The 26,466-nt window shown below is 71.9% G+C and carries 24 protein-coding genes, 1 tRNA gene, 1 pseudogene and 1 riboswitch; of the genes and pseudogenes, 13 read left to right on the top strand and 13 right to left on the bottom strand.

The window, feature by feature from the left end:
* Window positions 1-143 precede the first annotated feature (143 nt).
* The gene (locus ACFWWU_RS12215) at window positions 144-1,442 is read right to left on the bottom strand and encodes an extracellular solute-binding protein (RefSeq protein WP_384142862.1); all 1,299 of its coding nucleotides are present in this window, start codon (window positions 1,440-1,442) and stop codon (window positions 144-146) included.
* A gap of 285 nt (window positions 1,443-1,727) precedes the next feature.
* On the opposite strand from ACFWWU_RS12215, the gene ACFWWU_RS12210 reads away from it, so the two are divergent.
* The 6 genes from ACFWWU_RS12210 to ACFWWU_RS12185 all read left to right on the top strand — a co-directional run bounded on the left by ACFWWU_RS12210 (window position 1,728) and on the right by ACFWWU_RS12185 (window position 8,870).
* Window positions 1,728-2,492, top strand: a complete 765-nt coding sequence (locus ACFWWU_RS12210; protein ID WP_317602049.1) for a GntR family transcriptional regulator — start codon at window positions 1,728-1,730, stop codon at window positions 2,490-2,492.
* Between the two features lie 169 nt (window positions 2,493-2,661).
* Entirely contained in the window at window positions 2,662-2,943 is a 282-nt protein-coding gene (locus tag ACFWWU_RS12205) for a DUF3311 domain-containing protein (RefSeq protein ID WP_384142859.1), read from the top strand.
* Window positions 2,940-4,586 (top strand): monocarboxylate uptake permease MctP, encoded by a 1,647-nt coding sequence (mctP, locus tag ACFWWU_RS12200; RefSeq protein ID WP_384142856.1) that lies wholly within the window; start codon window positions 2,940-2,942, stop codon window positions 4,584-4,586. The genes ACFWWU_RS12205 and mctP overlap by 4 nt, the downstream gene beginning before the upstream one ends.
* Window positions 4,587-4,669: 83 nt before the next feature.
* Window positions 4,670-5,170 carry a GNAT family N-acetyltransferase gene (locus ACFWWU_RS12195; RefSeq protein WP_384142853.1) on the top strand — a complete coding sequence of 167 codons (501 nt, stop codon included), beginning with the start codon at window positions 4,670-4,672 and terminating at the stop codon, window positions 5,168-5,170.
* Window positions 5,171-5,217: 47 nt separating this feature from the next.
* Window positions 5,218-5,362: riboswitch (cobalamin riboswitch) on the top strand.
* A gap of 128 nt (window positions 5,363-5,490) precedes the next feature.
* Entirely contained in the window at window positions 5,491-7,857 is a 2,367-nt protein-coding gene (locus tag ACFWWU_RS12190; protein ID WP_384142850.1) for a ribonucleoside-diphosphate reductase subunit alpha, read from the top strand.
* Window positions 7,857-8,870, top strand: coding sequence for a ribonucleotide-diphosphate reductase subunit beta (locus ACFWWU_RS12185; protein ID WP_267045766.1), 1,014 nt, complete (start codon window positions 7,857-7,859; stop codon window positions 8,868-8,870). Before ACFWWU_RS12190 ends, ACFWWU_RS12185 begins: the two co-directional genes overlap by 1 nt.
* 84 nt (window positions 8,871-8,954) lie before the next feature.
* Here the strand turns inward: ACFWWU_RS12185 and def are convergent, their stop codons facing one another.
* From def to ACFWWU_RS12145, 8 genes and pseudogenes are all read right to left on the bottom strand, one after another.
* Window positions 8,955-9,593, bottom strand: coding sequence for a peptide deformylase (gene def, locus ACFWWU_RS12180; protein ID WP_384142847.1), 639 nt, complete (start codon window positions 9,591-9,593; stop codon window positions 8,955-8,957).
* A gap of 61 nt (window positions 9,594-9,654) precedes the next feature.
* On the bottom strand, window positions 9,655-10,635 hold the full coding sequence (locus tag ACFWWU_RS12175) for a tetratricopeptide repeat protein (protein ID WP_384142845.1): 981 nt from the start codon (window positions 10,633-10,635) through the stop codon (window positions 9,655-9,657).
* Window positions 10,636-10,715: 80 nt separating this feature from the next.
* On the bottom strand, window positions 10,716-11,972 hold the full coding sequence (locus ACFWWU_RS12170; protein WP_384142842.1) for an HD-GYP domain-containing protein: 1,257 nt from the start codon (window positions 11,970-11,972) through the stop codon (window positions 10,716-10,718).
* A complete protein-coding gene (locus ACFWWU_RS12165; RefSeq protein WP_384142903.1) occupies window positions 11,969-13,417 on the bottom strand; it encodes an HD-GYP domain-containing protein in 1,449 nt (482 codons plus the stop codon). The genes ACFWWU_RS12170 and ACFWWU_RS12165 overlap by 4 nt, the downstream gene beginning before the upstream one ends.
* A 152-nt stretch (window positions 13,418-13,569) precedes the next feature.
* A complete protein-coding gene (gene rsrA, locus ACFWWU_RS12160; protein WP_317598973.1) occupies window positions 13,570-13,881 on the bottom strand; it encodes a mycothiol system anti-sigma-R factor in 312 nt (103 codons plus the stop codon).
* Window positions 13,878-14,534, bottom strand: coding sequence for a sigma-70 family RNA polymerase sigma factor (locus ACFWWU_RS12155; protein ID WP_055641410.1), 657 nt, complete (start codon window positions 14,532-14,534; stop codon window positions 13,878-13,880). The genes rsrA and ACFWWU_RS12155 overlap by 4 nt, the downstream gene beginning before the upstream one ends.
* 252 nt (window positions 14,535-14,786) lie before the next feature.
* Window positions 14,787-15,440 (bottom strand): alpha/beta family hydrolase, encoded by a 654-nt coding sequence (locus tag ACFWWU_RS12150; RefSeq protein WP_384142839.1) that lies wholly within the window; start codon window positions 15,438-15,440, stop codon window positions 14,787-14,789.
* Window positions 15,441-15,483: 43 nt separating this feature from the next.
* Window positions 15,484-16,296: pseudogene (locus ACFWWU_RS12145) on the bottom strand (SOS response-associated peptidase); the annotation flags it as partial.
* Between the two features lie 48 nt (window positions 16,297-16,344).
* Between ACFWWU_RS12145 and ACFWWU_RS12140 the strand changes: the two are divergent.
* The 4 genes from ACFWWU_RS12140 to ACFWWU_RS12125 all read left to right on the top strand — a co-directional run bounded on the left by ACFWWU_RS12140 (window position 16,345) and on the right by ACFWWU_RS12125 (window position 19,813).
* Window positions 16,345-17,028 carry a M50 family metallopeptidase gene (locus ACFWWU_RS12140; protein WP_384142836.1) on the top strand — a complete coding sequence of 228 codons (684 nt, stop codon included), beginning with the start codon at window positions 16,345-16,347 and terminating at the stop codon, window positions 17,026-17,028.
* 20 nt (window positions 17,029-17,048) lie between these two features.
* Window positions 17,049-18,380, top strand: coding sequence for a 3-phosphoshikimate 1-carboxyvinyltransferase (gene aroA, locus ACFWWU_RS12135; protein ID WP_384142833.1), 1,332 nt, complete (start codon window positions 17,049-17,051; stop codon window positions 18,378-18,380).
* Between the two features lie 3 nt (window positions 18,381-18,383).
* Window positions 18,384-19,397, top strand: coding sequence for a ribosome small subunit-dependent GTPase A (gene rsgA, locus ACFWWU_RS12130; RefSeq protein ID WP_384142830.1), 1,014 nt, complete (start codon window positions 18,384-18,386; stop codon window positions 19,395-19,397).
* Between the two features lie 92 nt (window positions 19,398-19,489).
* Window positions 19,490-19,813: a multidrug efflux SMR transporter gene (locus tag ACFWWU_RS12125; RefSeq protein ID WP_267045756.1), complete on the top strand. Its 324-nt coding sequence runs from the start codon at window positions 19,490-19,492 to the stop codon at window positions 19,811-19,813.
* On the opposite strand, the gene ACFWWU_RS12120 is transcribed toward ACFWWU_RS12125, so the two are convergent.
* Complete coding sequence (locus tag ACFWWU_RS12120; protein ID WP_384142826.1) at window positions 19,705-20,364, bottom strand: TetR/AcrR family transcriptional regulator; 660 nt, start codon at window positions 20,362-20,364, stop codon at window positions 19,705-19,707. The two genes, ACFWWU_RS12125 and ACFWWU_RS12120, sit on opposite strands and share 109 nt — an antisense overlap.
* A gap of 154 nt (window positions 20,365-20,518) precedes the next feature.
* On the opposite strand from ACFWWU_RS12120, the gene hisN reads away from it, so the two are divergent.
* Together hisN and ACFWWU_RS12110 are read left to right on the top strand one after the other, a co-directional pair.
* Window positions 20,519-21,328 carry a histidinol-phosphatase gene (gene hisN, locus ACFWWU_RS12115; protein WP_384142823.1) on the top strand — a complete coding sequence of 270 codons (810 nt, stop codon included), beginning with the start codon at window positions 20,519-20,521 and terminating at the stop codon, window positions 21,326-21,328.
* Between the two features lie 203 nt (window positions 21,329-21,531).
* Entirely contained in the window at window positions 21,532-21,924 is a 393-nt protein-coding gene (locus tag ACFWWU_RS12110; protein ID WP_384142820.1) for a cyclic nucleotide-binding/CBS domain-containing protein, read from the top strand.
* A 60-nt stretch (window positions 21,925-21,984) separates the two neighbouring features.
* On the opposite strand, the gene ACFWWU_RS12105 is transcribed toward ACFWWU_RS12110, so the two are convergent.
* A complete protein-coding gene (locus ACFWWU_RS12105; protein WP_384142817.1) occupies window positions 21,985-23,436 on the bottom strand; it encodes a catalase in 1,452 nt (483 codons plus the stop codon).
* A 167-nt stretch (window positions 23,437-23,603) separates the two neighbouring features.
* On the opposite strand from ACFWWU_RS12105, the gene ACFWWU_RS12100 reads away from it, so the two are divergent.
* Entirely contained in the window at window positions 23,604-24,023 is a 420-nt protein-coding gene (locus ACFWWU_RS12100) for a Fur family transcriptional regulator (protein WP_317598955.1), read from the top strand.
* A gap of 125 nt (window positions 24,024-24,148) precedes the next feature.
* On the opposite strand, the gene ACFWWU_RS12095 is transcribed toward ACFWWU_RS12100, so the two are convergent.
* Both ACFWWU_RS12095 and ACFWWU_RS12090 read right to left on the bottom strand, forming a co-directional pair.
* Window positions 24,149-24,222 (bottom strand) — tRNA-Met (locus ACFWWU_RS12095).
* A 61-nt stretch (window positions 24,223-24,283) separates the two neighbouring features.
* Window positions 24,284-26,293, bottom strand: a complete 2,010-nt coding sequence (locus ACFWWU_RS12090) for a tetratricopeptide repeat protein (RefSeq protein ID WP_384142813.1) — start codon at window positions 26,291-26,293, stop codon at window positions 24,284-24,286.
* Window positions 26,294-26,466 lie beyond the last annotated feature (173 nt).

Below are 26,466 nucleotides of genomic sequence, written 5' to 3'. Positions count from 1 at the left end.
GTTCGGGGGGCCCCCCCCCCCCGGGGCGCGCGCGGGGGGGGCGCGGCCCCCGGCCCCCCCCCCGGGGGGGGGCCGCCCCCCCCCCCCCGCCCCCGGGGGGGGGGGGGCCGCCCCCCCCCCCCCCCCCACCACCTGGCTACGGATTACTGCTGGTTGATGCGCTCGTTGATGACCTTGTCGGCGGCCTCGCCGGCAGCCTTGGCGTCCTGGCCCTTCAGGACCTTCGTCATGAAGTCCTTGATCGGGTTCGGGGCGGTCTCGACGTTCGCCCAGCCCGGGGTCACCGGGGTGACCTTGCCGGAGACGGCCGAGGCGGCCATGGACTCGGCGAAGGAGCCGGCGGCCGGCTTGAACTGCGCGCCGTCCTGGTTCGGGAGCAGCGCGCCCTCGGTGGCCTTCGCGTACGTCGTCATGTGCTCCTTGCCGGCGGCGAGGGCCAGCCACTCCTTCGCGAGCTCCTTGTTCTGGGAGCGCTCGGCGATGGCGAGGTTCGAGCCGCCGAGGAAGACGGAGCCCGGCTTGTCAGCGGTCTTGCCCGGGATCGGGAAGTAGCCGAAGTCGGCCGTCTTACCGGCCTTCTTCATGGCGTCGATCGCGCCGCCGGCCTCCCAGCCGAGACCGATCCAGGACGCCACGCCGCCCTTGGGGACGACGTCGGTGGACTGCTGCGGGGTCGCCTCGTCCTTGTCCTTCGGAGCGGTGGAGAAGGACGCCAGCTCCTTGTAGAAGTTCACGGCGTTGACGGCCTCGGGGGAGGACAGGTTGCCCTTCCACTTGTCGCCGTCCTTGACCGCGAGGTCGCTGCCCTCGTCCCAGATGAGGCCCGCGAGGACGTACCAGCTCTGGCCGGGCAGGTAGATCGCCTGGCCCTTCGGGTCCGCGGCCTTGAGCTTCTTCAGACCGTCGATCCACTCGGCGCGGGTCTTCGGCGGGGTGACACCGGCCTTCTTGTAGGCGGCCTTGTCGTAGATGACGACGCGGCTCGCGGCGTACCACGGGGCGGAGTAGAGCTTGCCGTCCAGCTCGTTGGAGGCGACCATGCCCTTGTTCCAGGCGTCGTAGCCGAGCTTGGCCTTGTCACCCGTCAGGTCGGCGAGACCGCCGGTGACCGCGTAACCGGCGGTCTGGGTGTTGCCGAGCTCCAGGACGTCCGGCGGGGTGTCCTCGGAGAGGGCGGTGGTGACCTTCTCCTGGATGCCGTTCCAGACCTGCTTCTCGACCTTGACCTTGACGCCCGGGTGCTTGGCCTCGAAGGCCTTGTTGACCTCGGCCATCCACGGGTCCGGGGCGGAGCCGTCCATGACCCAGACGGTCAGGGTCTTGTCGCCACCGGCCGCCGGCTTGCCGGCGTCGGACTCCTTCTTGCCGCTGTCCGAACCACACGCAGCAATAGAGACCATCATGCCCGCGACGCCGATCGCCGCGATGAGCTTGCGCTTCACGCCACCCTCCTCAGGGATGCCTGCAACCCCTGCCCACCGCGCGAAGACATACGTCGGGTAGTGCTCGTGGGGCTGGGAGCTGGTCTTTAATGGTTTAGACCAGTACCCGGAGCTTGGCCTAGACCTTTAGGGGTGTCAAGGGTGTATAAGAAGGGCAGTCGCGTCCGTTATCGGACCGACACCTGAGGTAGGGCGACGACCCGTGACCGGTCCGTGCCACCATGTGAGCCGCTACAGACGGAGGAGCCGGTGACGGCAGCAGCACAGGAGTCGGGAAGGCAGGCCATGGCCAGGGACGCGGGCAGCACGGAACCGGAGGCCGGGGTCGCCACTCGCACCGCGCGCGTGCCCAAGTACTACCGACTGAAGCGGCACTTGCTCGACATGACGGAGACCCTGCCGCCCGGCACACCGGTTCCGCCGGAGCGCACGCTCGCCGCCGAGTTCGACACCTCGCGCACCACCGTGCGCCAGGCGCTCCAGGAGCTGGTCGTCGAGGGCCGCCTCGAGCGCATCCAGGGCAAGGGCACCTTCGTGGCGAAGCCCAAGGTCTCGCAGGCCCTGCAGCTCACCTCGTACACGGAGGACATGCGCGCCCAGGGCCTTGAGCCCACCTCGCAGCTCCTCGACATCGGGTACGTCACCGCCGACGACACGCTCGCCGGACTGCTCGACATCTCGGCCGGCGGCCGGGTGCTGCGCATCGAGCGGCTGCGCCTGGCGAGCGGTGAGCCGATGGCGATCGAGACCACCCACCTTTCGGCCAAGCGCTTCCCCGCGCTGCGCCGCTCGCTGGTGAAGTACACCTCGCTGTACACGGCGCTCGCCGAGGTCTACGACGTGCACCTCGCCGAGGCCGAGGAGACCATCGAGACCTCCCTCGCCACCCCCCGCGAGGCCGGTCTGCTCGGTACGGACGTGGGCCTGCCGATGCTGATGCTTTCCCGCCATTCCCTGGACGCCCAGGGCGAGCCGGTGGAGTGGGTACGGTCCGTCTACCGCGGCGACCGGTACAAGTTCGTGGCGCGCCTCAAGCGGCCCAACGGCTGAGCGGATCCGCACGCCTGACGAGGAGGGTCGCCGAAGTCCCGGCGGCCCTCCTCGTTTTCGTGTTCCAGGGGATTCACTTCCGTTATACGGACAGGGGTTCCGCGGAGCGTAAGCGTCCCCTAGATTTCCCCAGCATTACCGAGGTGATCAGCGAGGGGACGAAATCGCCATGTCAGAGGCGTCAGAGGTGCCGGAAGCGGCAGAAACGGCACAAGGGAAACAACCCGTCATCACCCCCCTGCGGGTGGTGATAGCGCTCTGCCTGTTCGCGCCGTTCGTGGCGATGCTCTGGGTGAGCTCCTACGCGAAGGCCGAACCGCTCTTCGCGGGCATCCCGTTCTTCTACTGGTACCAGATGCTCTGGGTGCTCGTCTCCACCGCGCTCACCATGATCGCGTACAAGCTGTGGCAGCTGGACCAGCGAGGCCGCAAGGGAGGTGACGTGCGATGAAGGACGTGACCGGCGTGAACGGCGTCGCGCTCGCCGTATTCATCTTCTTCTTCCTGGCCGTCACGGTCATGGGATTCCTCGCCTCGCGCTGGCGCAGGGCCGAGAACGAGAACAGCCTCGACGAATGGGGCCTGGGCGGCCGGTCGTTCGGCACCTGGGTGACATGGTTCCTGCTCGGCGGCGACCTCTACACCGCGTACACCTTCGTCGCCGTCCCGGCGGCCATCTACGCGGCGGGCGCGGCCGGCTTCTTCGCCGTCCCGTACACGATCCTGGTGTACCCGCTGATCTTCACCTTCCTGCCGCGCCTCTGGTCGGTCTCGCACAAGCACGGATACGTCACCACCTCCGACTTCGTGCGCGGCCGCTTCGGCTCCAAGGGCCTGTCGCTCGCGGTCGCCGTCACCGGCATCCTCGCGACCATGCCGTACATCGCGCTCCAGCTCGTCGGCATCCAGGCCGTCCTGGACGTGATGGGCGTCGGCGGCGGCGAGACCACGCACTGGTTCATCAAGGACCTGCCGCTGCTCATCGCCTTCGGTGTCCTCGCGGCGTACACGTACTCCTCGGGCCTGCGCGCCCCGGCGCTCATCGCCTTCGTCAAGGACACCCTGATCTACATCGTCATCGCCGTGGCGATCATCTACATCCCGATCAAGCTCGGCGGCTTCGACGAGATCTTCGCCAGGGCCGGCGAGGCGTACGCGCAGACCAACGAGGCGACCGGCAAGCCGCGCGGCTCGCTCGTCCCCGGCGAGGCCGGCCAGTGGACGTACGCGACGCTGGCGCTCGGCTCGGCGCTCGCGCTCTTCATGTACCCGCACTCCATCACGGCGACGCTGTCCTCGCGGAGCCGTGAGGTGATCCGCCGCAACACCACGATCCTGCCGCTGTACTCGCTGATGCTGGGCCTGCTCGCGCTGCTCGGCTTCATGGCGATCGCCGCCGGGATCCAGGTCAAGAACGGCCAGCTCGCCATCCCGCAGCTCTTCGAGACCATGTTCCCGGACTGGTTCGCGGGCGTCGCCTTCGCCGCGATCGGCATCGGCGCGCTCGTCCCGGCCGCGATCATGTCGATCGCCGCGGCCAACCTCTTCACCCGCAACATCTACAAGGACTTCATCAAACCGAACGCGACCCCGGCCCAGGAGACCAAGGTCTCCAAGCTCGTCTCGCTCCTGGTGAAGGTCGGCGCGCTCGCCTTCGTCCTCACCATGGACAAGACGGTCGCGATCAACTTCCAGCTGCTCGGCGGAATCTGGATCCTCCAGACCTTCCCGGCGCTGGTCGGCGGTCTCTTCACCCGCTGGTTCCACCGCTGGGCGCTGCTCGCCGGCTGGGCCGTCGGCATGCTCTACGGCACGGTCGCCGCGTACGGCGTCGCGAGCCCGACACAGAAGCACTTCGGCGGTTCCTCCGCCGAGATCCCGGGCATCGGCGAGATCGGTTACATCGGTCTCACCGCCTTCGTCCTCAACCTCGTCGTCACGGTCGTCCTGACCTTCGTCCTCAAGGCCGTGAAGGCCCCCGAGGGCATCGACGAGACCTCCCCGTCGGACTACACGGCCGACGCGCCGTCCCGCACGGCGAAGCCGAAGACGGACCCCACGGCGGACCCGAAGGTCGGCGCCGGAGTGCACTGACCTCGCGGTACGACGCAGGGGCCCGGGATCTCCGCCAGGAGACCCCGGGCCCCTGCGCGTGCCCTTCGAGGCAGACTGGCTCCATGGACTTCACGATCAGGGCGGTACGGCCCGAGGAGTACGAGGAGCTCGGGGAACTCACCGGGCTGACCTATCTGAACGACGGGCTGCTGCTCCACGGCGAGGACGACTTCTATCTGGCCATGCTGCGCGACACGGCCCGCCGGGCCCGCGAGGCCGAGGTGCTCGTCGCCGTCGACGCGGACGACCGGATCATCGGCGGGGTGACCTTCGCCCGGGGCGACACCACCTGGGCGGACATAGCCGTCACCGGCGAGGCCGAGTTCCGGATGCTCGTGGTCGCGCCCGAGGCCCGCGGCAGGGGCGTCGGAGAGGCGCTCGTACGCGCCTGCGCCGACCGCGCGGGCGCCGCGCCGGAGTGCGCGCGGCTCGTGCTCTCCACGGACGCGAAGATGGTCTCGGCGCACCGGATCTACGAGCGGATGGGCTTCGTTCGCACCCCTGAGCGGGACTGGGATCCGGTTCCCGGCCACCGGCTGAGGACCTACGCCCTGGAGTTCTGACACCCCGAGGACAGCAGGGCGACACAACATGTGGTGGGTTCCGCGAGCGGCGCCCACCACATGTATGCTCGTCCTCGTTGTCGACGCAGGGAAATCCGGCGCGAATCCGGAACTGTCCCGCAACGGTGTGCTTCGTACCCATACGCGCGTACGAGGTGAGTCCGAGGACCTGCCGACAGCACACCCGGTCCTTCCGTTCCGGGTGTCACTGACGTCCGGGCCTCGCGGAGTGGGCCGGTGGACGCGGCGCATCCGGTACGGGTGCCCGCCTGCCCGCCTTCCCCCGCCGCGGCCCCGAGCCGAGCGAGGGAGAGCCCCACGTGACCATCGCGCCCGCCGATCCGGCCACGGCGATCGAGAGCGACGGACCCGGCACCATGCTGCTGCGGACCCTGACCGATCTCACCGCCGACCTGCCCGACACCGACCCCGGCAAGGTCGCCGCCGCCGCGCTCCGCGGCCGCAGCGCCACGTCGGACGAGGCGGAACTGCGCGAGCTGGCCACCGAGGCGGCCGCCGGCCTGATCTCCGAGGACCCGGCCTACTCCCGGCTCGCCGCCCGGCTCCTGACGATCACCATCGCCGACGAGGCCGCGAGCCAGGGCGCGGTGTGCTTCTCCGCCTCCGTGGCCGTCGGTCACCGCGAGGGCCTGATCGCCGACCGCACCGCCGACTTCGTCGCGCTGCACGCGGACCGGCTCGACGCGACCGTCGACCAGGCCGCCGACGACCGCTTCGGCTACTTCGGTCTGCGCACCCTCTTCTCGCGCTACCTGCTGCGCCACCCGATCACCCGCAAGGTGATCGAGACCCCGCAGCACTTCATGCTCCGCGTCGCCTGCGGCCTCGCCGAGGACGACAGCGCCCACGCACTCGACGAAGTGGCCGCCCTGTACGGCCTGATGAGCCGCCTGGACTACCTCCCGTCCTCGCCCACGCTCTTCAACTCCGGCACCCGCCACCCGCAGATGTCCTCCTGCTACCTCCTCGACTCCCCGCAGGACGAGCTGGACTCCATCTACGACCGCTACCACCAGGTCGCGCGCCTCTCGAAGCACGCGGGCGGCATCGGCCTCTCCTACTCCCGCATCCGCGCCCGCGGTTCCCTCATCCGCGGCACGAACGGGCACTCCAACGGCATCGTGCCGTTCCTCAAGACCCTCGACGCGTCCGTCGCCGCCGTGAACCAGGGCGGCCGCCGCAAGGGCGCCGCCGCCGTCTACCTGGAGACCTGGCACGCGGACATCGAGGAGTTCCTGGAGCTCCGCGACAACACGGGCGAGGACCAGCGTCGTACGCACAACCTCAACCTGGCGCACTGGATCCCGGACGAGTTCATGCGCCGGGTCAACGCGGACGCCGAGTGGTCGCTCTTCTCGCCGGCGGACGTGCCCGAGCTCGTCGACCTGTGGGGCGAGGAGTTCGACGCCGCCTACCGCGCCGCCGAGGCGAAGGGCCTGGCCCGCAAGAGCATGCCGGCCCGTGACCTGTACGGCCGGATGATGCGGACCCTGGCCCAGACCGGCAACGGCTGGATGACCTTCAAGGACGCCTCGAACCGGACGGCCAACCAGACCGCCGAGCCCGGCCACACCGTCCACTCCTCCAACCTCTGCACGGAGATCCTGGAGGTCACCAACGACGGCGAGACCGCGGTCTGCAACCTGGGCTCGGTCAACCTCGGCGCCTTCGTGGACGCCTCGACCCAGGACATCGACTGGGAGCGGCTCGACGCGACCGTCCGCACGGCCGTCACCTTCCTCGACCGGGTCGTCGACATCAACTTCTACCCGACCGAGCAGGCCGGGCGTTCCAACGCCCGCTGGCGGCCGGTGGGCCTGGGCGCGATGGGCCTCCAGGACGTCTTCTTCCAGCTGAAGCTGCCGTTCGACTCCCCCGAGGCGCGCGCGCTGTCCACCCGGATCGCCGAGCGGATCATGCTCGCCGCGTACGAGGCCTCCGCCGACCTCGCCGAGCGCAGCGGGCCGGTCCCCGCCTGGGACAAGACCCGCACCGCCCGCGGTGTCCTGCACCCGGACCACTACGACGTGGAGCTCAACTGGCCCGAGCGCTGGGCTGCCCTGCGCGAGCGGATCGCCACGGTCGGCATGCGCAACAGCCTGCTCCTGGCGATCGCGCCGACGGCGACCATCGCCTCGATCGCGGGCGTGTACGAGTGCATCGAGCCGCAGGTCTCCAACCTCTTCAAGCGCGAGACGCTGTCGGGCGAGTTCCTCCAGGTCAACTCGTACCTCGTCGCCGAGCTCAAGCGGCTCGGCGTGTGGGACGCGCAGACCCGGGACGCGCTGCGCGACGCCAGCGGCTCGGTCGCGGGCTTCACCTGGATCCCGGCCGAGGTGCGCGAGCTGTACCGCACGGCCTGGGAGATCCCGCAGCGCGGCCTGATCGACATGGCCGCCGCCCGCACCCCGTTCCTCGACCAGTCGCAGTCCCTGAACCTGTTCCTGGAGACGCCGACGATCGGCAAGCTGTCGTCGATGTACGCGTACGCCTGGAAGCAGGGGCTGAAGACGACGTACTACCTGCGCTCGCGCCCCGCGACCCGGATCGCCCGCGCCGCCCAGGCGTCGACGGCGGCCGCCGCGCCCATCCCCGTACAGGCGACCCCCGAAGAGGCCCTCGCCTGCTCCCTGGAAAACCCCGAGTCCTGCGAGGCCTGCCAGTAATGTCCAGCGACAACAAGAACCTGCTCGACCCGGGCTTCGAACTGACCCTCCGTCCGATGCGCTACCCGGACTTCTACGAGCGCTACCGCGACGCGATCAAGAACACGTGGACCGTGGAGGAGGTCGACCTCCACTCGGACGTCGCCGACCTCGCGAAGCTCACCCCCGGTGAGCAGCACATGATCGGCCGGCTGGTCGCCTTCTTCGCGACCGGTGACTCGATCGTGTCGAACAACCTCGTGCTGACGCTGTACAAGCACATCAACTCCCCCGAGGCGCGGCTGTACCTCTCGCGCCAGCTGTTCGAGGAGGCCGTGCACGTCCAGTTCTATCTGACGCTGCTCGACACCTACCTGCCCGACCCGGACGACCGCGCCGCCGCGTTCGACGCGGTCGAGGAGATCCCCTCCATCCGCGAGAAGGCGCAGTTCTGCTTCCGCTGGATGGACTCGGTGGAGAAGATCGACCGCCTGGAGACCCAGGCCGACCGCCGCCGCTTCCTGCTGAACCTGATCTGCTTCGCGGCGTGCATCGAGGGCCTGTTCTTCTACGGCGCCTTCGCGTACGTGTACTGGTTCCGCTCCCGCGGCCTGCTGCACGGTCTCGCGACCGGCACCAACTGGGTGTTCCGCGACGAGACGATGCACATGAACTTCGCCTTCGAGGTCGTGGACACCGTCCGCAAGGAGGAGCCGGAGCTCTTCGACGACGCCCTCCAGCAGCAGGTCACCGACATGCTGAAGGAGGCCGTGGAGGCGGAGCTGCAGTTCGGCCGCGACCTGTGCGGCGACGGCCTGCCCGGCATGAACACCGAGTCGATGCGCGAGTACCTCCAGTGCGTCGCCGACCAGCGCCTCCAGCGCCTCGGCTTCGCCCCGGTGTACGGCTCGGAGAACCCGTTCGCGTTCATGGAGCTCCAGGGCGTCCAGGAGCTGACGAACTTCTTCGAGCGCCGCCCGTCCGCCTACCAGGTGGCGGTCGAGGGCTCGGTGGACCTGGACGAGGACTTCTAGTCCGTACGGACGGTCCCAGGGAGACGGCGAAGGGCCCCGCACCGGTGACGGCGCGGGGCCCTTCGCCGTGAACGCCTGCCGCGATCAGGCGTTCGGGACGACCTCGTACCGCGGGGTGCCCTCTTCCATCTGGCGCAGGGCGTCCTTGCGGTCGCGCTTGGAGAGGCGGTCGATGTACAGGTAGCCGTACAGGTGGTCCGTCTCGTGCTGGAGGCAGCGGGCGAAGTAGCCGGTGCCGCGCACCTTGATCGGGTTGCCCTGGGCGTCCTGGCCGCTGACCACCGCGTAGTCGGGGCGGGCCAGCTCGGCGTAGGCGGTCGGCACGGACAGGCAGCCCTCGTTGGACTCGTCCAGGTGGCGCTGCTCGGCCGGCAGTTCCTCCAGGACCGGGTTGACCACGACGCCGGTGTGCCGGACGCCCTCGTCGTCCGGGCAGTCGTAGACGAAGACCTTGAGGTCCACACCGATCTGGTTCGCGGCCAGGCCCACGCCCTCGGCGGCCTTCTGGCTGGCGAACATGTCGTCGATCAGCGCCGCGAGCGCGTCGTCGAACTCGGTGACGTCCTTGCACTCCTTGTGGAGCACGGGGTTGCCGACGACGGTGATCGGGCGGGCCGTGCCGCGCTCGCGGTAGGCGAGCTCACGCGCCTCGCAGTCCTCCGTGTCCACGACGAATCCGTCGTTTCCGTCGATGATCTGCCCGTCAGTGTCCTGCTGCGTCATGTCCGGCGCGTGCCTTCCTCGGAACCCCAGTAAACGATCCCGCACAGCCTACGGGCAGTCGTCAGCAGACCTCTTCCAGATCCCGCCACTCACGACTGTCGGGGCTGTCCGCCACCCACCCGTCGAGGAGCCCACGCACGAGGCCCGCCGGGGCCGCGAGGCCGCACTCCCGCTCCGGGACCCACAGCTCGCCGGGCGAGCGGTGGCCGAGCGGCCCGGGGTGCCCCGGCTCGCTGTGGTCGTGCGGGTCGGAGTGCTCGCCCTCGCCCTCGGCGCTCGGCATGATCGACTCCGAGCAGGCGCGGCAGAGCAGCCGCACGGAGGACGACCAGTCCTCGGCGGCGAAACCGGCCTCGGCGGCGAGCTGCTCCAGGGCGTCCCTGTCGGCCTCGGTGGCGGCCTCCAGGAGGACCACCCAAGTGGGGACGGGGGACGGCGCCCACAGCTCGATCTCGTCGAAGACCGGGTAGGAGGGGCCCGCGGTGGTGGTGCGCTCGCCGTTCGGCACGCCGTCGTGGAGGACGACCTCGCCCCAGCGGCGCCCCGAGGACGGCAGCGGGATGGAGAGGACCTCGATACGGGCCGGGTCGAGCCTGCGGCCCCAGACGACCTCCGCCTCGCCCTCGGGCGAGAGCCGGACGGCGGCGCTGCCCAGCTCCATGCCGACGGGCTCGCCGGTGCCCGCGGCGGCGCCGGGCACCTTCAGCCCGTACGCCTGCCAGGCGCGGCGGGCCAGCGGCCAGTCCTGGAGCGCGGTCGCCGCGATGCCGACGTTCCACCAGTCGGGGGCGCCGGTCTCCTTGTCGAGCAGCGCGACCGCGCGCAGCCCGGCCGCTCTGGCCTGCTCCCAGTCGTGCCGGAACTTGTGCAGCAGGGCCAGGTTGAACCAGGACTCCGAGAGCCAGGGCTCCAGATCCGCCGCACGTGTCAGCAGGGCGCCCGCGTCCTCGTACCGCCCGTCGCCGATCAGCGTGAACGCGCGGTCGGTGGCCTGCCGCCACGAGGCGGAGGGCCGATGCCGTACCTTCCCGAAGATCCTCACGATTCCCGCCTGCCGGTCGCTTTCACCCTCTTGTTCGCATCCAACCATGCCCGGTCGGACGCGCGCTCATTACCCATGGGTTACCCAGGGGCGGCCGAGGTCACCCCAGCAGCTCCGCCCCGTGCCAGGACCTTGGCCAGGCATTCGACGACGTCCGGGTGATAGTCGCGTGCGGTGCCGAGGCGGAGCCGCTCCAGGGCTTCGAGGGCGGCGCCCGCGCCGTCGCCGGCCAGGTCGTCGTAGGCGTTCACGGCCCGGACGATCCGGGCGGGCAGCGGCTGCTCGCGGTACGGGTCGGCCTGCCGCTCGACGACGACGGCGACGGCCGCGGGGACCCCGGTCCTGCGGACGACCTCGCCGCCCAGGAGGGCGATCCGGCGCTGCTCCTCGGCCGGGAGGACCGCGGTGGCGCCGCCCTCGACGGGGTCGACGAGGGAGAGCTGTCCGATGTCGTGCATGAGCGCCGCGTACTCCAGGACGGTCAGCTCGGCCCCGGAGAGGCCCAGCTCCCGCCCGACGGCCCCGCTGAGGGCGGCGACCCGGCGGGCGTGGCCGGGCGGGGTGCAGCCGGCGATCTCGGTGGCCCGGGCGAGCGAGGCGATGGTCTGCCGGTTGACGGTCCGCACGGCCGCGTACCGCCGGAAGGAGACCTGGGTGAGCAGGAGCGGGACGGCGAGCACGGGCAGCGCCCACAGCCCGGCCGCGGCCACGCCGAGCGCCATGACGGCGCCCGTGGCGCAGACGGCCGAACCGATGCCGAGGAGGGCGCGCAGCTCGTCGCGGAGGAGGGGGCCGTACGGGAATCCGGTGCGGGCCCGGAGCACGAGGGCGGCGAGCACGGCGTCACAGAGGGCGGTCAGGACGAGCAGGAGCAGCAGGAAGAAGGCGTACGCCGGGCCCTCGCCGAGGTACGCGACGACGGCGCCGGAGTTGTAGAGGGGCTGGAAGCAGAGGGCGGCGAAGGTGACGGTGAGGACGCGGCGGGCGAGGTGGTCGGCGTCGGGGCCGCGGCCCCTGGCCAGGTGGGGGACGATCCCGGCGAGGCCGCCGGCGACGGAGACGGCGACGATCTGGAGGACGCCGTGGGTGGTGGCGGTGCCGGCGTCCGTCCCGAGCAGGGCGTACGCGAGGGCTCCCGCGGCGGCGAGCGGTGCGGGCTCGCGCTCGCCCGGCACAGCGCCCCAGCGGGCGAGCTCACCGAGGGCGATGAGCGTGCCGAAGGCGAGGGCGTTGCCGGGTTCCGCGACGCCGTACCAGAGGGTGGTGCCGAAGGCGGCGAGGCCCAGCAGCAGGGCCGCCCCGTGCACGGCGCCGACGGTGAGGGCCCCGGGCCTCATGCGCGCTCCTTCGGCCGCCGGGTGGTCAGGGGGGCGTCCGGCGCGCGCGGCGGGGGCAGGGTCCCGTCGACGGGGTCGGGCGGGGGTGCCCCGGGTGCCCCGTCGGCCGGGGCCGGCGGGAGCGGGGGCAGCGGCGGGGGCGTCTCGTCGGCGGTGACGTCGGTCTGCCAGCCGTGCCGGTCGAGGGCCCTGACCAGGGCGGTGACCATCCGGGGGTCGAACTGGCTGCCCGCGCAGCGCTCCAGTTCGGCGACGGCGGTCGGGACGGGGCGGGCCCGGCTGTAGGAGCGGGTGGAGGTCATGGCGTCGAAGGCGTCGGCGACGGCGACCACCCGGGCGAACTCGGGGATCTGTTCGCCGTGGAGCCCGTACGGGTAGCCGCTGCCGTCCATGCGCTCGTGGTGGTGGAGGATCGCGGACCGGGCCTCGCCGAGGAAGCCGATGCCCCGGACCATCTCGTGCCCGTACTCCGGGTGCAGTTCGATGACCTGGCGCTCCTCCGGGGTCAGCGGCCCGTCCTTGCGCAGCACGCGCGTGGGCACGCCCAGTTTGCCGACGTCGTGGAGGATGCCGGCGAACCGCACGACGTCGAGCCGGTCCTCCGCCATGCCGAGCTCACGGGCGATCAGGACGGAGGCGTGGCCGACCCGTTCGCTGTGGCCGCGGGTGTACCGGTCCTTGATGTCGACGGCTTGGACGAGGGCGCGGATGGTGCCCTGGTGCGCGGCCCGCTCGCGGTGGTACTGGGCGAAGACCCAGCAGGTGATGTACATCGGCAGCAGGACGAAGAGCGCGGCGGTCGGTCCGTACGAGCTGCGCCAGAGCACGGCCATCATCAGTCCGGCGAGCCCGTGCACGGCGTGCGGGGCGAGGGCGCGGCCGAGGAGTCCGCGCCAGGCGGCGCCGGCCGGCAGGCCGTCGGCGGTGGCCCGGATGCCGCCGTCGAGGGCGGTCAGGACCAGGCAGAAGGTGAGCGCGGCGGCGCCCGCGGGCAGCAGCACGTACGGGAAGTCGGGGGCGTCCGGGCCGTTTCCGAGGGCGGTGGCGCCGCCGAGTGCGCCGGCGGCGAGGGAAGCGGCCCAGACGGCGAGGGCCGTGGCGGCGGCCCGCCAGGCGCGGCGTGCCCCGGCGGGCGGCTCCTCGACACGGGCGAGGAGGCTGCCGGGCAGTGCGGTGAGCGCGGCGGCCGCGGGCGGCAGGAGCAGCGCGGAGGCGAGCAGGACGGGGAAGAAGGAGCCGGTGCCCATGGGGACGGAGCCGCCGAGCGTGCGGCCGAGGAGCGGGCAGCGGGCGGGCAGCTCGCAGAGCGCGTACAGGGCGGCGAGGAGCGCGACGGTGCCCCAGGGGGTGGCCGCTCCGGGGCGCAGCGCGGGTAGGACGCACGCTCCGGCGGCGAGCAGGGCGCAGCCGATGTAGACGGCTGCCGCCCGCGGAATGACCTTCACGCCCATCACATCTGTCACGCTAGCGAGTTGGGCGGTCCAAGAGGTGGTGCTGCGGCCGATTCGCACCTTCGGGTGATACAAGCTGATATATGCGTGGGGCCGCCGCGATCGCTTCGCGGCGGCCTACGGGTCCTGTTGTGCGCTTGTTCCGCCTACTCCTGCGGAGCCGGAGCCGGCGTGGCCGTGATGTCCTGCTCGGGCACCAGCTGTCCCGAGCGGATCAGGTCGATCCGGCCCATGACCTTGGACCGCAGGTCGGTGGGGACGTCGTCACTGCCGCAGCAGCGCTTGACGAGCTTCTTCACCGCCTGCTCCAGGCCGTACTTCTCCAGGCAGGGGGAGCACTCCTCGAAGTGCACCTCGAACTTGGTGCAGTCGCTGTCGGGCATCTCTTTGTCGAGGAACTCGTAGAGATGATCCAGGACCTCTGAGCAATCCGTCTCGTGCGGCTCTCCGCAGCTCATGAGCCCGAGCCTTTCAGATCGTTCGACGACTCTCCGGCGCCCGCGGGTACCAGCCCGCGGTCGCGGGCGTAGTCCTCGAGCATGCCGCGCAGCTGGCGGCGGCCCCGGTGCAGTCGGGACATCACCGTACCGATGGGTGTCCCCATGATGTCCGCGATCTCCTTGTAGGCAAAGCCCTCGACATCCGCCAGATAGACGGCGATGCGGAACTCCTCGGGGATCGCCTGGAGCGCTTCCTTCACATCGGAGTCGGGAAGGTGGTCGAGCGCCTGCGACTCCGCGGAACGCAGACCGGTCGACATGTGCGACTCGGCGCGGGCGAGCTGCCAGTCCTCGATCTCCTCGGCAGCACTGCGCTGGGGCTCACGCTGCTTCTTGCGGTACGAGTTGATGAAGGTGTTCGTGAGGATGCGGTACAGCCACGCCTTGAGGTTCGTGCCCTCACGGAACTGGTGGAAGGATCCGTACGCCTTCGCGTAGGTCTCCTGCACCAGGTCCTCCGCGTCCGCGGGGTTGCGCGTCATGCGCAGGGCGGCGGAGTACATCTGGTCGAGGAATCCGAGGGCGTCCCGCTCGAAGCGCGCGTTGCGCTCCGCGGTCGTCTCCTCGGGGCCGTCGTCGGTCCCTGTGTCGGTCCCAGTGACCGGACCCACCTCCTCCAGCGTGGTGGCGAGCCCGAAGGCGGACCCACTCGTTTCGGAGGATAGACGAGGAACCGCTCCGCCCGCCGCCCGAATAGGGGCGATCTTGGGCGCGGGCAGCACTGTCCAGTCGAGGTCAGCGGCCTGCGCGCGCTCGGGGCAGATGGTCGAACCCATGCGACGGACTCCCTCTTCCTTGCTCTCACACCGACGCTCTCCACAACAGAGGTCCCCCGCTCGGCATTCCCGTTTCGGGGGCCGGTGTCAGCGGAGTGTGACGAGCCACTCGGTGACGCCGTGCACGAGGCCGTCGAGGGCCTCGTCCTGGGTGAGCGGCGCGCGCTTGGGCACGGCGAAGCCGTGGTCGCCGTAGGGGACCTCGACGAGGGTGTGCGGGCCCGCCGGGAACTCCTCGGGGCGCCCGAAGGGGTCGTTGCCGCCCTGGACGACGAGGGCGGGCAGGCCGGTGCCGAGGAGCTCGTCGGCGCGGGAGCGCTCGGGCTTGCCCGGCGGGTGGAGGGGAAAGCTCAGCGCGAGGACGGCGAGGGCGCCCAGCTCCCGCCCGGTCCGGCAGGCGACCCGGGCGCCGGCGCTGCGGCCGCCCGCGATCACGGGGAGGCCGGCCTTCGTGAGGGCCGGCCAGAGGCCGCGCCAGCCGGTGTCGAGGGTCTTCGGCGCGGGGGCGACCTTCTTTCCGGCGACCCGCCAGGGCTGCTCGACGAGGGCCGTGGTCACGCCGTGGGCGGGCAGCGCGCGGGCCAGGGCCCGGAGGTCACGGGCCTCGATCCCACCACCGGCGCCGTGGCCGAGGGCGAGGACGGCCCACGGCCGCGTACCGGCGTACCAGGTGACGCGGGCCTCACCGGCGTCGGTGGAAACGGTCTCGTGCTCGGCGGAAACGGTCTCGTACTCTGTCACGTCCCCATCCTGCCGTCCGGTGCCCGCCGGCCGGCGCACGTCGGAAGAGCGTGCCCTCCTCGGGGCCTTCCAGCTCCGTGACGAGTTCGGGGCCGTTGTTGCGGACGTTGCTGACCGCCGTCGACACCGGGTAGGCCCGCATCAGGCCCTCCGGCGGCGCGGCGAGCAGCCCGCGCAGCTCCTCCTCGCCGGTGCGCGCCGGGTCGAGCCAGGCGTCCCACCGGTCCTCCGTCAGCATCAGCGGCATCCTGGGGTGGATGTCGGCGAGCGAGCTCGGGCCCTCGGCCGGGGCCACGCCCAGCGGGCCCGTCTCGGCCTCGGTGGTGACGATCGAGCAGGTCGCCCACCACGCGGAGGGGTGGTCGTCGGGCAGGGTGCGGTCGCGCCAGAACTCGTAGAGACCGGCCATCGCGAAGACCGAGCCGTCCGCCGGGGTCACGAAGTACGGCTGCTTCCGCGGCCGCTTCTTCCTTCCCTCGACCTCCAGGTCCCGCTCCCCCGCAGCGGTCACCCATTCGTAGTAGCCGTCCGCGGGGAGGATGCAGCGGCGGGCCGCGAACGCGCGTTTGAAGGAGGGCTTCTCGTGCACGGTCTCCGCGCGCGCGTTGATCATCCGGGCGGCACCCTCGGGCGTCTTCGCCCAGGACGGGACGAGGCCCCACTTCAGCGCGCGCAGCTGGCGAACCGGCCGGCGCGTTTCGGCGTCTTTCAGAGGACGCTCCAGAACGGCCCAGACCTCTTTGGTGGGGGCCACGTTCCAGTCGGGAGCCAGGGTCTCCTCCGGCTCCCACTTCTCGATCCCGAAGGTGTCGACGAGGTCCTCGGGCCGCCGACTCGCTGCATACCGTCCGCACATACGTGCCACACTGCCACGATCCCCGACCCCCGAGGAGCGGCCCGGACAATGGACCTCTTCAGCCCGAAGGCCGCCCCGGCCGAATGGCTGGTGATCGCCACCGCGGTCGCCGCCCTCGCCGTCACCGTGCCCCGCCGCGTCTGGCTCCTCGCCCGCAACGCGATCACCATCGCCCACGAGGGCGGCCACGGGATCGTCGCCCTCGCGACCGGCCGCCGCCTCGAAGCGATCCGCCTGCACTCGGACACCAGCGGGCTGACCGTGACCCGCGGCCGCCCGACCGGCATCGGCGTGATCCTCACCCTGGCCGCCGGCTACACCGCCGCCCCGCTGCTCGGCCTCGGCGGCGCCGCCCTCCTCGGCGCCGGGCTGGTCACCCTGCTCCTCTGGATCGCGACCGGCCTGCTGCTGGTGATGCTGGTGATGGTCCGCAACGCGTACGGGATGCTCACCGTCCTCCTGACGAGCGCCACCTTCCTCCTCGTCTCCTGGCTGACCGGCCCGGAGGTCCAGTCGCTGTTCGCCTACGCGGTGGTGTGGTTCCTGCTCCTCGGCGGTGTCCGGCCGGCCTTCGAGCTCCAGGCGAAGCGGCGCCACGGCGGCGCCCCCGACTCGGACGCGGACCAGCTCGCGCGCCTCACCCACGTGCATCCCGGGGTGTGGCTCTTCTTCTTCCACGCGGTCTCGATCTGCTCCCTGATCGGCGGCGGGCGCTGGCTCCTGCGCTTCTGACTCACCCGTACAGTGATTCCATGACCGCAGCAGCTTCCGTGCGCCCCGACCCGTCCACCGATCTCTGGCCCGCCCCTTATGCCCGCGGCGCCGTCGACGCGACCGTCACCGTGCCCGGATCGAAGTCGGTCACCAACCGCGGCCTGGTCCTCGCCGCGCTCGCCGCCGAACCCGGCTGGCTGCGCCGCCCCCTGCGTTCCCGCGACACCCTCCTGATGGCCGAGGCGCTGCGTACCCTCGGCGTGAAGATCGAGGAAGGCGTCGGCCCCGACGGCACCGGCGAGGCCTGGCGGATCATCCCGTCCCCGCTGCGCGGCCCGGCCGGCGTCGACGTCGGCAACGCGGGCACGGTCATGCGCTTCCTGCCCCCCGTCGCGGCGCTCGCCGACGGCCCCGTCCGCTTCGACGGGGACCCCCGCTCCCACGAGCGTCCGCTGCACGGCGTCATCGACGCGCTGCGCGCGCTCGGCGCCCGCGTCGACGACGACGGCCGGGGCGCGCTGCCCCTGACCGTGCACGGCGCCGGGGGCCTGGACGGCGGCACCGTCGAGATCGACGCCTCCTCGTCCTCCCAGTTCGTCAGCGCGCTGCTGCTCTCCGCGCCCCGCTTCAATCAGGGCGTCGAGGTGCGGCACGTGGGCGCGAGGCTGCCCTCGCTGCCGCACATCCGGATGACGGTCGACATGCTGCGCGCGGTCGGCGCCCAGGTCGACGAGCCGGAGCACGGCGGCGAGCCGGACGTGTGGCGGGTGGCTCCCTCCGCGCTGCGCGGCCGGGACCTGGTCGTCGAGCCCGACCTGTCGAACGCGCAGCCGTTCCTGGCGGCGGCGCTGGTGACCGGCGGCCGGGTGACCGTCCCGGACTGGCCCGAGCGGACCACCCAGCCCGGTGACGCGCTGCGACAGATCTTCACCGAGATGGGTGGCTCCTGCGAGCTGACCGAGGCCGGTCTGACCTTCACCGGTACGGGCCGGATCCACGGCATCGACGTGGACCTCGGCGAGGTCGGGGAGCTGACCCCCGGCATCGCGGCGGTCGCGGCGCTCGCCGACTCCCCCTCCACGCTGCGCGGGGTGGCCCATCTGCGGCTCCATGAGACGGACCGTCTGGCGGCCCTGACCAAGGAGATCAACGAGCTGGGCGGCGACGTGACGGAGACCGAGGACGGTCTGCGCATCCGCCCGCGCCCGCTGCACGGCGGCGTCTTCCACACGTACCACGACCACCGCATGGCCACGGCGGGCGCCGTCATCGGCCTCGCGGTCGAGGGCGTGGAGATCGAGGACGTGGCGACGACGGCCAAGACCTTGCCGGACTTCCCGAGGATGTGGACCGAAATGCTCGGGGTCTGAACCATGCGGCGCTACGGCAAGAACACCGACGAGGACGACATCCGCCAGCGGCCCAACCGCAAGGGCACCCGTCCCCGTACGTCCATCCGCCCGAAGCACGAGGACGCCGTCGAGGGCATGGTCCTCACCGTCGACCGGGGCCGGCTGACGTGCCTGGTCGACGACCGGATCGTGACGGCGATGAAGGCCCGCGAACTGGGCCGCAAGGCCGCCGTGGTCGGCGACCGGGTGCAGATCGTCGGCGACCTGACCGGCGAGAAGGACACCCTGGCCCGGATCGTCCGGATCGGCGAGCGCAGCTCGGTGCTCCGGCGCACGGCCGACGACGACGACCCGTTCGAGCGGGTGGTCGTCGCCAACGCCGACCAGCTGGCGATCGTCACCGCGCTCGCCGACCCCGAGCCGCGCCCCCGGCTGATCGACCGCTGCCTGGTCGCCGCGTACGACGGCGGGCTCTCCCCTCTCCTCGTCCTGACCAAGTCGGACCTGGCACCGCCGGACGCGCTCCTGGAGATGTACGGGGCGCTCGGCGTCCCGTACGTGGTCACCACCCGCGACGAGTTCGTGGACGGCGTCGCCGCCGATCGGGTCCACGAGCACCTCAAGGGCCGCACCACCGCCTTCGTCGGACACTCGGGCGTCGGCAAGACGACACTGGTCAACGCCCTGGTCCCGGCGGACCGGCGGCGGACCACGGGTGTGGTCAACGCGGTCACGGGCCGCGGCCGGCACACGACGACCTCGGCGCTCGCCCTGCCGCTCGACGACAAGGAGGGCGGCTGGGTCATCGACACGCCCGGCGTGCGCTCCTTCGGACTGCACCACGTCGACCCGTCCCGGGTGATCCTCGCCTTCCCCGACCTCGTGCCGGGGACGGAGAACTGCCCGCGCGCGTGCAGCCACGACGAGCCGGACTGCGCGCTCGACGCCTTCGTGGCGGAGGGACACGCGGACCCCGCGCGGCTCTACTCGCTGAGGCGGCTGCTCTCGACCCGCGAGCGACGCGAGGGCGACTGACCCGCTGGTGTTTACGGTCGACCGCCACCGGTAAGGGCATAATCGCACCAAGTGCGACGAAGCAGTCACCGAAGGCGTGGGAGGCACTGACGATGGCGTGGCTGCTGGTGGTGGTGGCCGGTGTCCTGGAGACCGGTTTCGCGGTCTGCCTGAAGCTCTCGCACGGGTTCACCCGGCTCTGGCCGACGATCGCCTTCGCGGCCTTCGCCCTGGGCAGCTTCGGACTGCTCACCCTCGCGCTGCGGAAGCTGGACGTCGGTCCGGCGTACGCGGTGTGGACGGGGATCGGCGCGGCCGGGACGGCGATCTACGGAATGATCTTCCTCGGGGACGTCGTCTCCACCCTCAAGATCGTCTCGATCACGCTGGTCATCGCGGGGGTCATCGGACTCCAGCTCTCCGGCTCCTCGCACTGAGACTCCGGGCCACCGGACGACACGGCGCGGCCGGTCGGTATCGGCGGCGCCACGACATGACTGAGGGCCAGCCGGACGGCGAGTTCACAGCCGGCCGCCCACTCGCCTGCGCAGGCCGCGGTCGCCGCCACCAGCTCGCCCGGCGCGGGCGGCCCTTCGTCGGCGCGCCGCTGGGCGGGTACGGGGGCGGGGCGGGCGCCCGGCCGGACGGGCCGGGGGGCGGGCAGCCGCTCGTTCCAGGCGCCGGTGAGCAGTGCCCGCAGTATCGGGCGGGCGGCCGCCCGGGCGACGGTCCACTCGGCGACGGCGACGAGGTTCCGCTCGACCGGGGCTGGGGCGGCGAGCAGCCCCCGGACGCCCTGGAGATAGGCGTCGGCCTCCCGGCGCACGAGGGCGCGGGCGAGCCCCTCCTTGCTGCCGAACTCGTTGTAGAGGGACTGCCGGGACACCCGGGCGGCGGTGGCGAGGTCGACCATCCGCACGGTGGACCAGGACCGGTCGGCGAGCGCGGCGAGCGCGGCGTCGAGCAGGGCCTCGCGGGCAGTCGACATCCTCGCCTCCCCGGACCGATCGAAACGTTTCCGTGCTCAGCCTCGGCAGGGGTCCCCGCACTGTCAAGGGGTCGCCGCGCGGCCGGGAGCCCGCCGTCGAGGCCGCGGTGGACGGTTCGCCGTGCGGGGATCACGCGGGGATAGAGTGCCGACCATGGCCGATTACCACGATGATCTGCGTCTCGCCCACGTCCTCGCGGATGCCGCCGACGCGGCCACCATGGACCGATTCCAGGCGCTCGACCTCAAGGTCGAGACGAAGCCGGACATGACCCCGGTGAGCGAGGCCGACAAGGCCGCGGAGGAGCTGATCCGCGGCCAGCTCCAGCGCGCCAGGCCGCGTGACGCGATCCTGGGCGAGGAGTACGGCGTGGAGGGCTCGGGCCCGCGCCGCTGGGTGATCGACCCGATCGACGGCACCAAGAACTACGTGCGCGGGGTGCCCGTCTGGGCGACCCTGATCGCGCTGATGGAGGCCGGCGAGACCGGCTTCCAGCCGGTGGTGGGCGTGGTGTCGGCCCCGGCGCTCGGCCGCCGCTGGTGGGCGGCGAAGGGCCTGGGGGCGTACACGGGCCGCAGCCTGGCCTCGGCGAGCCGGCTCGGGGTGTCGAAGGTGGCCACCCTGGAGGACGCCTCCTTCGCGTACTCCTCGATCAGCGGCTGGGAGGAGCAGGGGCGGCTCGACGGCTTCCTCGACCTCACGCGCGCGTGCTGGCGGACTCGCGCGTACGGCGACTTCTGGCCGTACATGATGGTCGCCGAGGGTTCCGTGGACATCTGCGCCGAGCCGGAGCTTTCCCTGTGGGACATGGCGGCGGTGGCGATCGTCGTCCAGGAGGCGGGCGGCACGTACACGGGTCTGGACGGTCGGCACGGCCCGCACAGCGGCAACGCGGCGGCGTCCAACGGCCTGCTCCACGGCGAGCTGCTGAGCTACCTGAACCAGGAGAGCCCGGAGGCCTGAGCGCACGGGACGGGCGCGGGGCCGAGCTCCGTCCCGCGGACGGTCGCGCGGGCCCGCGCGCCGTCGTCACTCCCCGGGGACGCCTCGCGCGCCCCCTTGTCGGACCCCTCCCCCGGTGTCACTCTGAGAGTCCCCCCACTTGTGAACTTGTGAATCGGTTCTCGTTGAGGCGGGAACGGTTCACCAAGGAGGTGGCTCCGCCCATGCTCGTCCGTGACGCCATGAGCACGGTGGTCCTCACCATCGGCCCCGCCCACACCCTCCGACAAGCAGCCCGGCTGATGTCGGCGCGCCGCGTCGGCGCGGCCGTCGTCCTCGACTCCGACGCCGGCGGGCTCGGCATCCTCACCGAGCGCGACATCCTCAACTCCCTCGCCCGGGACCAGGATCCCGACGTCGAGACCGCGGGCTCCCACACCACCCGCGACGTCGTCTTCGCCGCGCCCACCTGGACCCTGGCGGAGGCGGCCGAGGCGATGACGCACGGCGGCTTCCGTCACCTCGTCGTCCTCGACGACCGGGGACCCGTCGGCGTCGTCTCCGTACGGGACATCATCCGCTGCTGGATCCCGGTGCACAGCGTCGCCGGCCGATGAACGGGACCGGGCCGGACTCCATGCGGAGTCCGGCCCGGTCCCTACCTACGACAAGCGCCCTCAGCCACGGAGGGCCTGGACCGCGGCGTCGAGCCGCTTGCCGAAGTCACCGTCCGCCTGGCGGAAGTTGCCGATCGCCCGCTCGGCGATGTCGTCCCGCGAGACCTTGGCGATGAAGCCCGCCAGGTTCTCGACGAGACGGCCCTTCTCGTCCTCCGACATCAGGCGGTAGAGGTCGCCCGCCTGGACGAAGTCGCTGTCCTCGGCGTGCGAGGGGGCGGCGTGGTCACCGGTGAGGCCGGTGACGGGGAGCGGCTGCCACAGCGGCCGGTCCGTCTGGTGCGGGCCGCCGAAGCTGTTCGGTTCGTAGTTCTTCGCGCCCTGGTGGCGGCCGTCGTAGAGGTGGCCGTCACGGGAGTGGGTACGCGCCTCGGTGGCGTGCGGGCGGTTCACCGGCAGGTGGTCGGCGTTGATGCCGACGCGGTAGCGGTGGGCGTCGCCGTAGGCGAAGAGGCGGCCCTGGAGCATCTTGTCCGGGGACGGGCCGATGCCGGGCACGAAGTGCGCCGGGCTGAAGATCGACTGCTCGACCTCGGCGAAGACGTTCTCCGGGTTGCGGTTGAGCTCCAGCTTGCCGATCTCGATCGGCGGGTAGTCCTCGTGCGGCCACACCTTGGTGAGGTCGAACGGGTTGAAGCGGTACGCGGCCGCCTCGGCCGCGGGCATGATCTGGACCTGCACGGTCCAGGTCGGGAAGTCGCCGCGCTCGATGGACTCGCGCAGGTCGCGCTGGTGCGAGTCCGGGTCCTCGCCGGCGAGGCGGTTGGCCTCTGCCTGAGTGAGGTTCTTGATGCCCTGGTCGGTCTTGAAGTGGTACTTGACCCAGAAGACCTCGCCGGCCTCGTTGTTCCACTGGAACGTGTGCGAGCCGTAGCCGTTCATGTGGCGGTACGAGGCGGGGATGCCGCGGTCGCCGAACAGCCAGGTGACCTGGTGGGTCGACTCCGGGGAGAGGCCCCAGAAGTCCCAGACGTTGTCCGCCTCCTGCGAGCCCGAGTACGGGTCGCGCTTCTGGGTGTGGATGAAGTCGGGGAACTTGATGGCGTCCTTGATGAAGAACACCGGGGTGTTGTTGCCGACGAGGTCGTAGTTGCCCTCTTCGGTGTAGAACTTCAGCGCCCAGCCGCGGGGGTCGCGGACCGCGTCGGCCGCACCGAGGTTGCCCGCGACGGTGGAGAAGCGCAGGAACGTCTCGGTCTCCTTGCCGACCTCGGAGAGGAACGCGGCACGCGTCCACCGCGAGACGTCACGGGTGACCGTGAAGGTGCCGTAGGCACCCGCACCGCGCGCGTGGACCACGCGCTCCGGGATGCGCTCACGGTTGAAGTGGGCGAGCTTCTCCAGGAGGAGCTGGTCCTGCACGAGGGCCGGTCCGCCGACGCCCGCCGTCTCGCTGTTCTGGTTGTCGGCGACCGGCGCGCCGGCCTCCGTGGTGAGCGGTCCCTGCGTCACGTGCGCCTCCTGCGTTGTCCTGCGAGTCCTGTCCGTCGACCCCGACCCCTTCCAGGACCTTGGCCAATACCGGTTTCGATCCTACAATAGACATTGTCCAAGTCAAGTGGGCTTCCAAAGTCACACCCGTTCGGGACCCGGTTCCCCTGACTGTTAGGCTGGCGCCCATGAGTGACCTGTTGGAACGACTGCGCGGACGCGGCTGGCGGATGACCGCGCAGCGGCGCGTCGTGGCCGAGGTCCTCGACGGGGATCACGTACACCTGACCGCCGACGAGGTCCACGCCCGCGCCGTGACGCGGCTGCCCGAGATCTCGCGCGCGACCGTGTACAACACGCTGGGCGAGATGGTCACGCTCGGCGAGGTCATGGAGGTCGCGACGGACGGCCGCGCCAAGCGGTACGACCCCAACGCCCACCGCCCGCACCAGCACCTGGTCTGCGGCCGCTGCGGCGCCATCCGCGACGTCCACCCGGCGGGCGACCCGATGGCGGACCTGCCGGACACGGAGCGCTTCGGCTTCACGATCTCGAACGTCGAGGTCACGTACCGCGGCATCTGCCCGAGCTGCGCCACGACGGCCTGACACCGTAACGAGAAGGGCCCCCGCTCCGGCGGGGGCCCTTCTCGTTTCCGTCGTCTCCCTCTCGGGGAACACGACGAAGGCCCGGATCCGATCGAAACCGGATCCGGGCCTTCGTTGCTACTGAGTAGCGGGGACAGGATTTGAACCTGCGACCTCTGGGTTATGAGCCCAGCGAGCTACCGAGCTGCTCCACCCCGCGTCGGTAAACACGACTGTACGGGATGCCCCCCGACCAGCGCAAATTCGTTGGCGCGCGGCCATCAAGCGGTCAGTTCCTGGTGCAGCGCCTCGCTCAGCCGGGCCGCGCGCTCGGCGACCTCCGCCGGGCCCAGCTCCACCGCGCGGGCGCACCAGTGCCGCCCCTCGGTGAGCTCGCCCCGGCGCGCCGCGAGCAGCGCGAGCCGGAGCGCGGCGCGGCCGTGGCCGGCCCGGGCGGCCCGGGTCCACCAGAGCGCGGCCTCGCGCTCGCTGCCCTCGCGGGCGAGGAGCAGCCCGAGGTTGAAGGCGCCGTTGCGGCTGCCCGCCTCCGCCGCCTCGCGGTACCAGCGGTCGGCCTCGGCGAGGTCGCCGCGGCCCGCGGCGAGCATCCCGACCCGCACCTGGGCGCGCCGGTGGCCCTGCTGGGCGGCCCGCTCGTACCACTCCTCGCACTCGGTCTTCTCGTCCCGGGGCGCGCCGAGCACCGCGGGGCCGGGGTCGGGGCGACGCGCGTCGAGCACCGAGGCGAGCCGGAAGGCGGCCTCGGCACTGCCCCCGCCGGCCGCGCAGCGCAGGTGCCGCTCGGCGGTCCGCTCGTCGCCGTCGCGCAGGGCGGCGATGCCGACCTGGAGGGCGGCCTCGGTGTGCCCGGCGGCGGCGGCCCGCTCGTACCAGACCAGGGCCGTACGGTCGTCGTCGCGGCCCGCGTGGAGGATGCCCAGGTTGAAGGCGGCGTCCACACTGCCGGCCTCGGCGGCCTTGGAGAACCACGGCTCGGCGCCGTTGGCGTCGCCGGCCTGGAGGAGCAGCACGGCGAGCGCGTTGGCGGCCTCGCGGTGGCCCGCGTAGGCGGCGCGCCGGTACCACTGCTCGGCCTGCGGGATCCGGTCCTGGGCGGCGCAGAGCAGCCCGAGGTTGTACGCCCCGTTCACGTCGCCCGCGTCCATGGCGGCGCGGTACCAGCGCTCGGCGGTCTGCTGCTCGCCCCGGGCCGCGTGCAGCGCTCCGAGGGCGTTGGCGGCGTTCCCGTCGCCGTCCTGGGCGGCGCGCAGCCACCACACGGCGGCGCTCTCCTGGTCGCCCGCGTCGCGGAGGAGGAAGCCGAGGGCGCAGGCGGCCTTGGCCTCGCCCTCCTTGGCGGAGCTCAGGTACCAGCGGCCGGCCTCCTTGAGGTCGCCGCGCTTCTCCAGGATCGCGCCGAGGTGCAGCGCGGCGCGCCGGTGCCCGCGGGCGGCGGACTGCCGGAACCACGGCTCGGCCTCGGTGAGCTCGCCCTTCGGCGGGGCGGGGTCCGTCACGCCGCCGGGTGCCGCGCCCGCCGGAGGGGCCGCGCTCGCGGTGCCCCCGGGCACGCGGAGCCGGGAGCCGGTGTCGTGCGGCCCGCGGCCGGCGTCGTGCGGCCCGCGGCCGGTCTCGTACGGCCCGCGGCCCGGCTCGGTCGCGCGGCGCTCCAGGGCCAGGGCGAGGCGGTAGGCGGCCTCGCGGTGGCCCTGCTCGGCGGCGGCGCGCAGCCACCGCTCGGCGCCGACGTCGCCGCGGTGCTCCAGGAGGTCGGCGAGGGCGTAGGCACCGAGGGCGTGGCCCTGCTCGGCGGCCTGGCGCAGCCAGTACTCGGCGGCCGGCTCGTCGCCGCGCTCGCGGTGGTGGCGGCCCAGGGCGTGGGCGGCGGGCGCGGAGCCGGCGACGGCGGCGACCCGCCACCAGCCGGCGGCCTCGTCGGCGTATCCCCGCTGGTGGAGCAGGACGCCCAGGTTGTTCGCCGCGGCCCGGTCCCCCTCGGCGGTGGCACCGCGCAGGTAGGGCTCGGCGCCGTCGAGGTCACCGCGGCGCAGCAGCAGCGCGCCGAGCGCGCTCATCGAGGCGAGGTCTCCGCGCTCGGCCGCGCGCCGGTGGCGCGCCTCGCTCTCGGTTTCCGTCTCGTTCTCGGTGTCGGCATCGGTCTCGGCGGTGGTGTCGACGGCCGCATCGACGGCCCCCACTGCCTCGATGATCTCGTCTGCGGCGTTTCTGGCGTGCCGCTGCACAAACCGCCCTGTCTCCAACAGAGTTGCCCTGTCCCCCATAAATACCATCGTCGCACCACCCGCAACCCGAGCACACCTGGTATACCGCAGCCAGTGAGGTCACTCAGCGTTTTGTCGACATGCCCACAGAGAGACAAGTCAAACACGCCTCACACCAACCCGCCCCCTCCGTACCGCTCTTCGGTGCCCTCCGTCATCTCGACACACGACGAAGGCCCGGA

Source organism: Streptomyces sp. NPDC058650 (assembly GCF_042717315.1).
Taxonomy (GTDB): Bacteria; Actinomycetota; Actinomycetes; order Streptomycetales; family Streptomycetaceae; genus Streptomyces.
The sequence above is the reverse complement of the archived record's forward strand: the minus strand, read 5'-3'. Positions and strand labels throughout refer to the sequence as shown.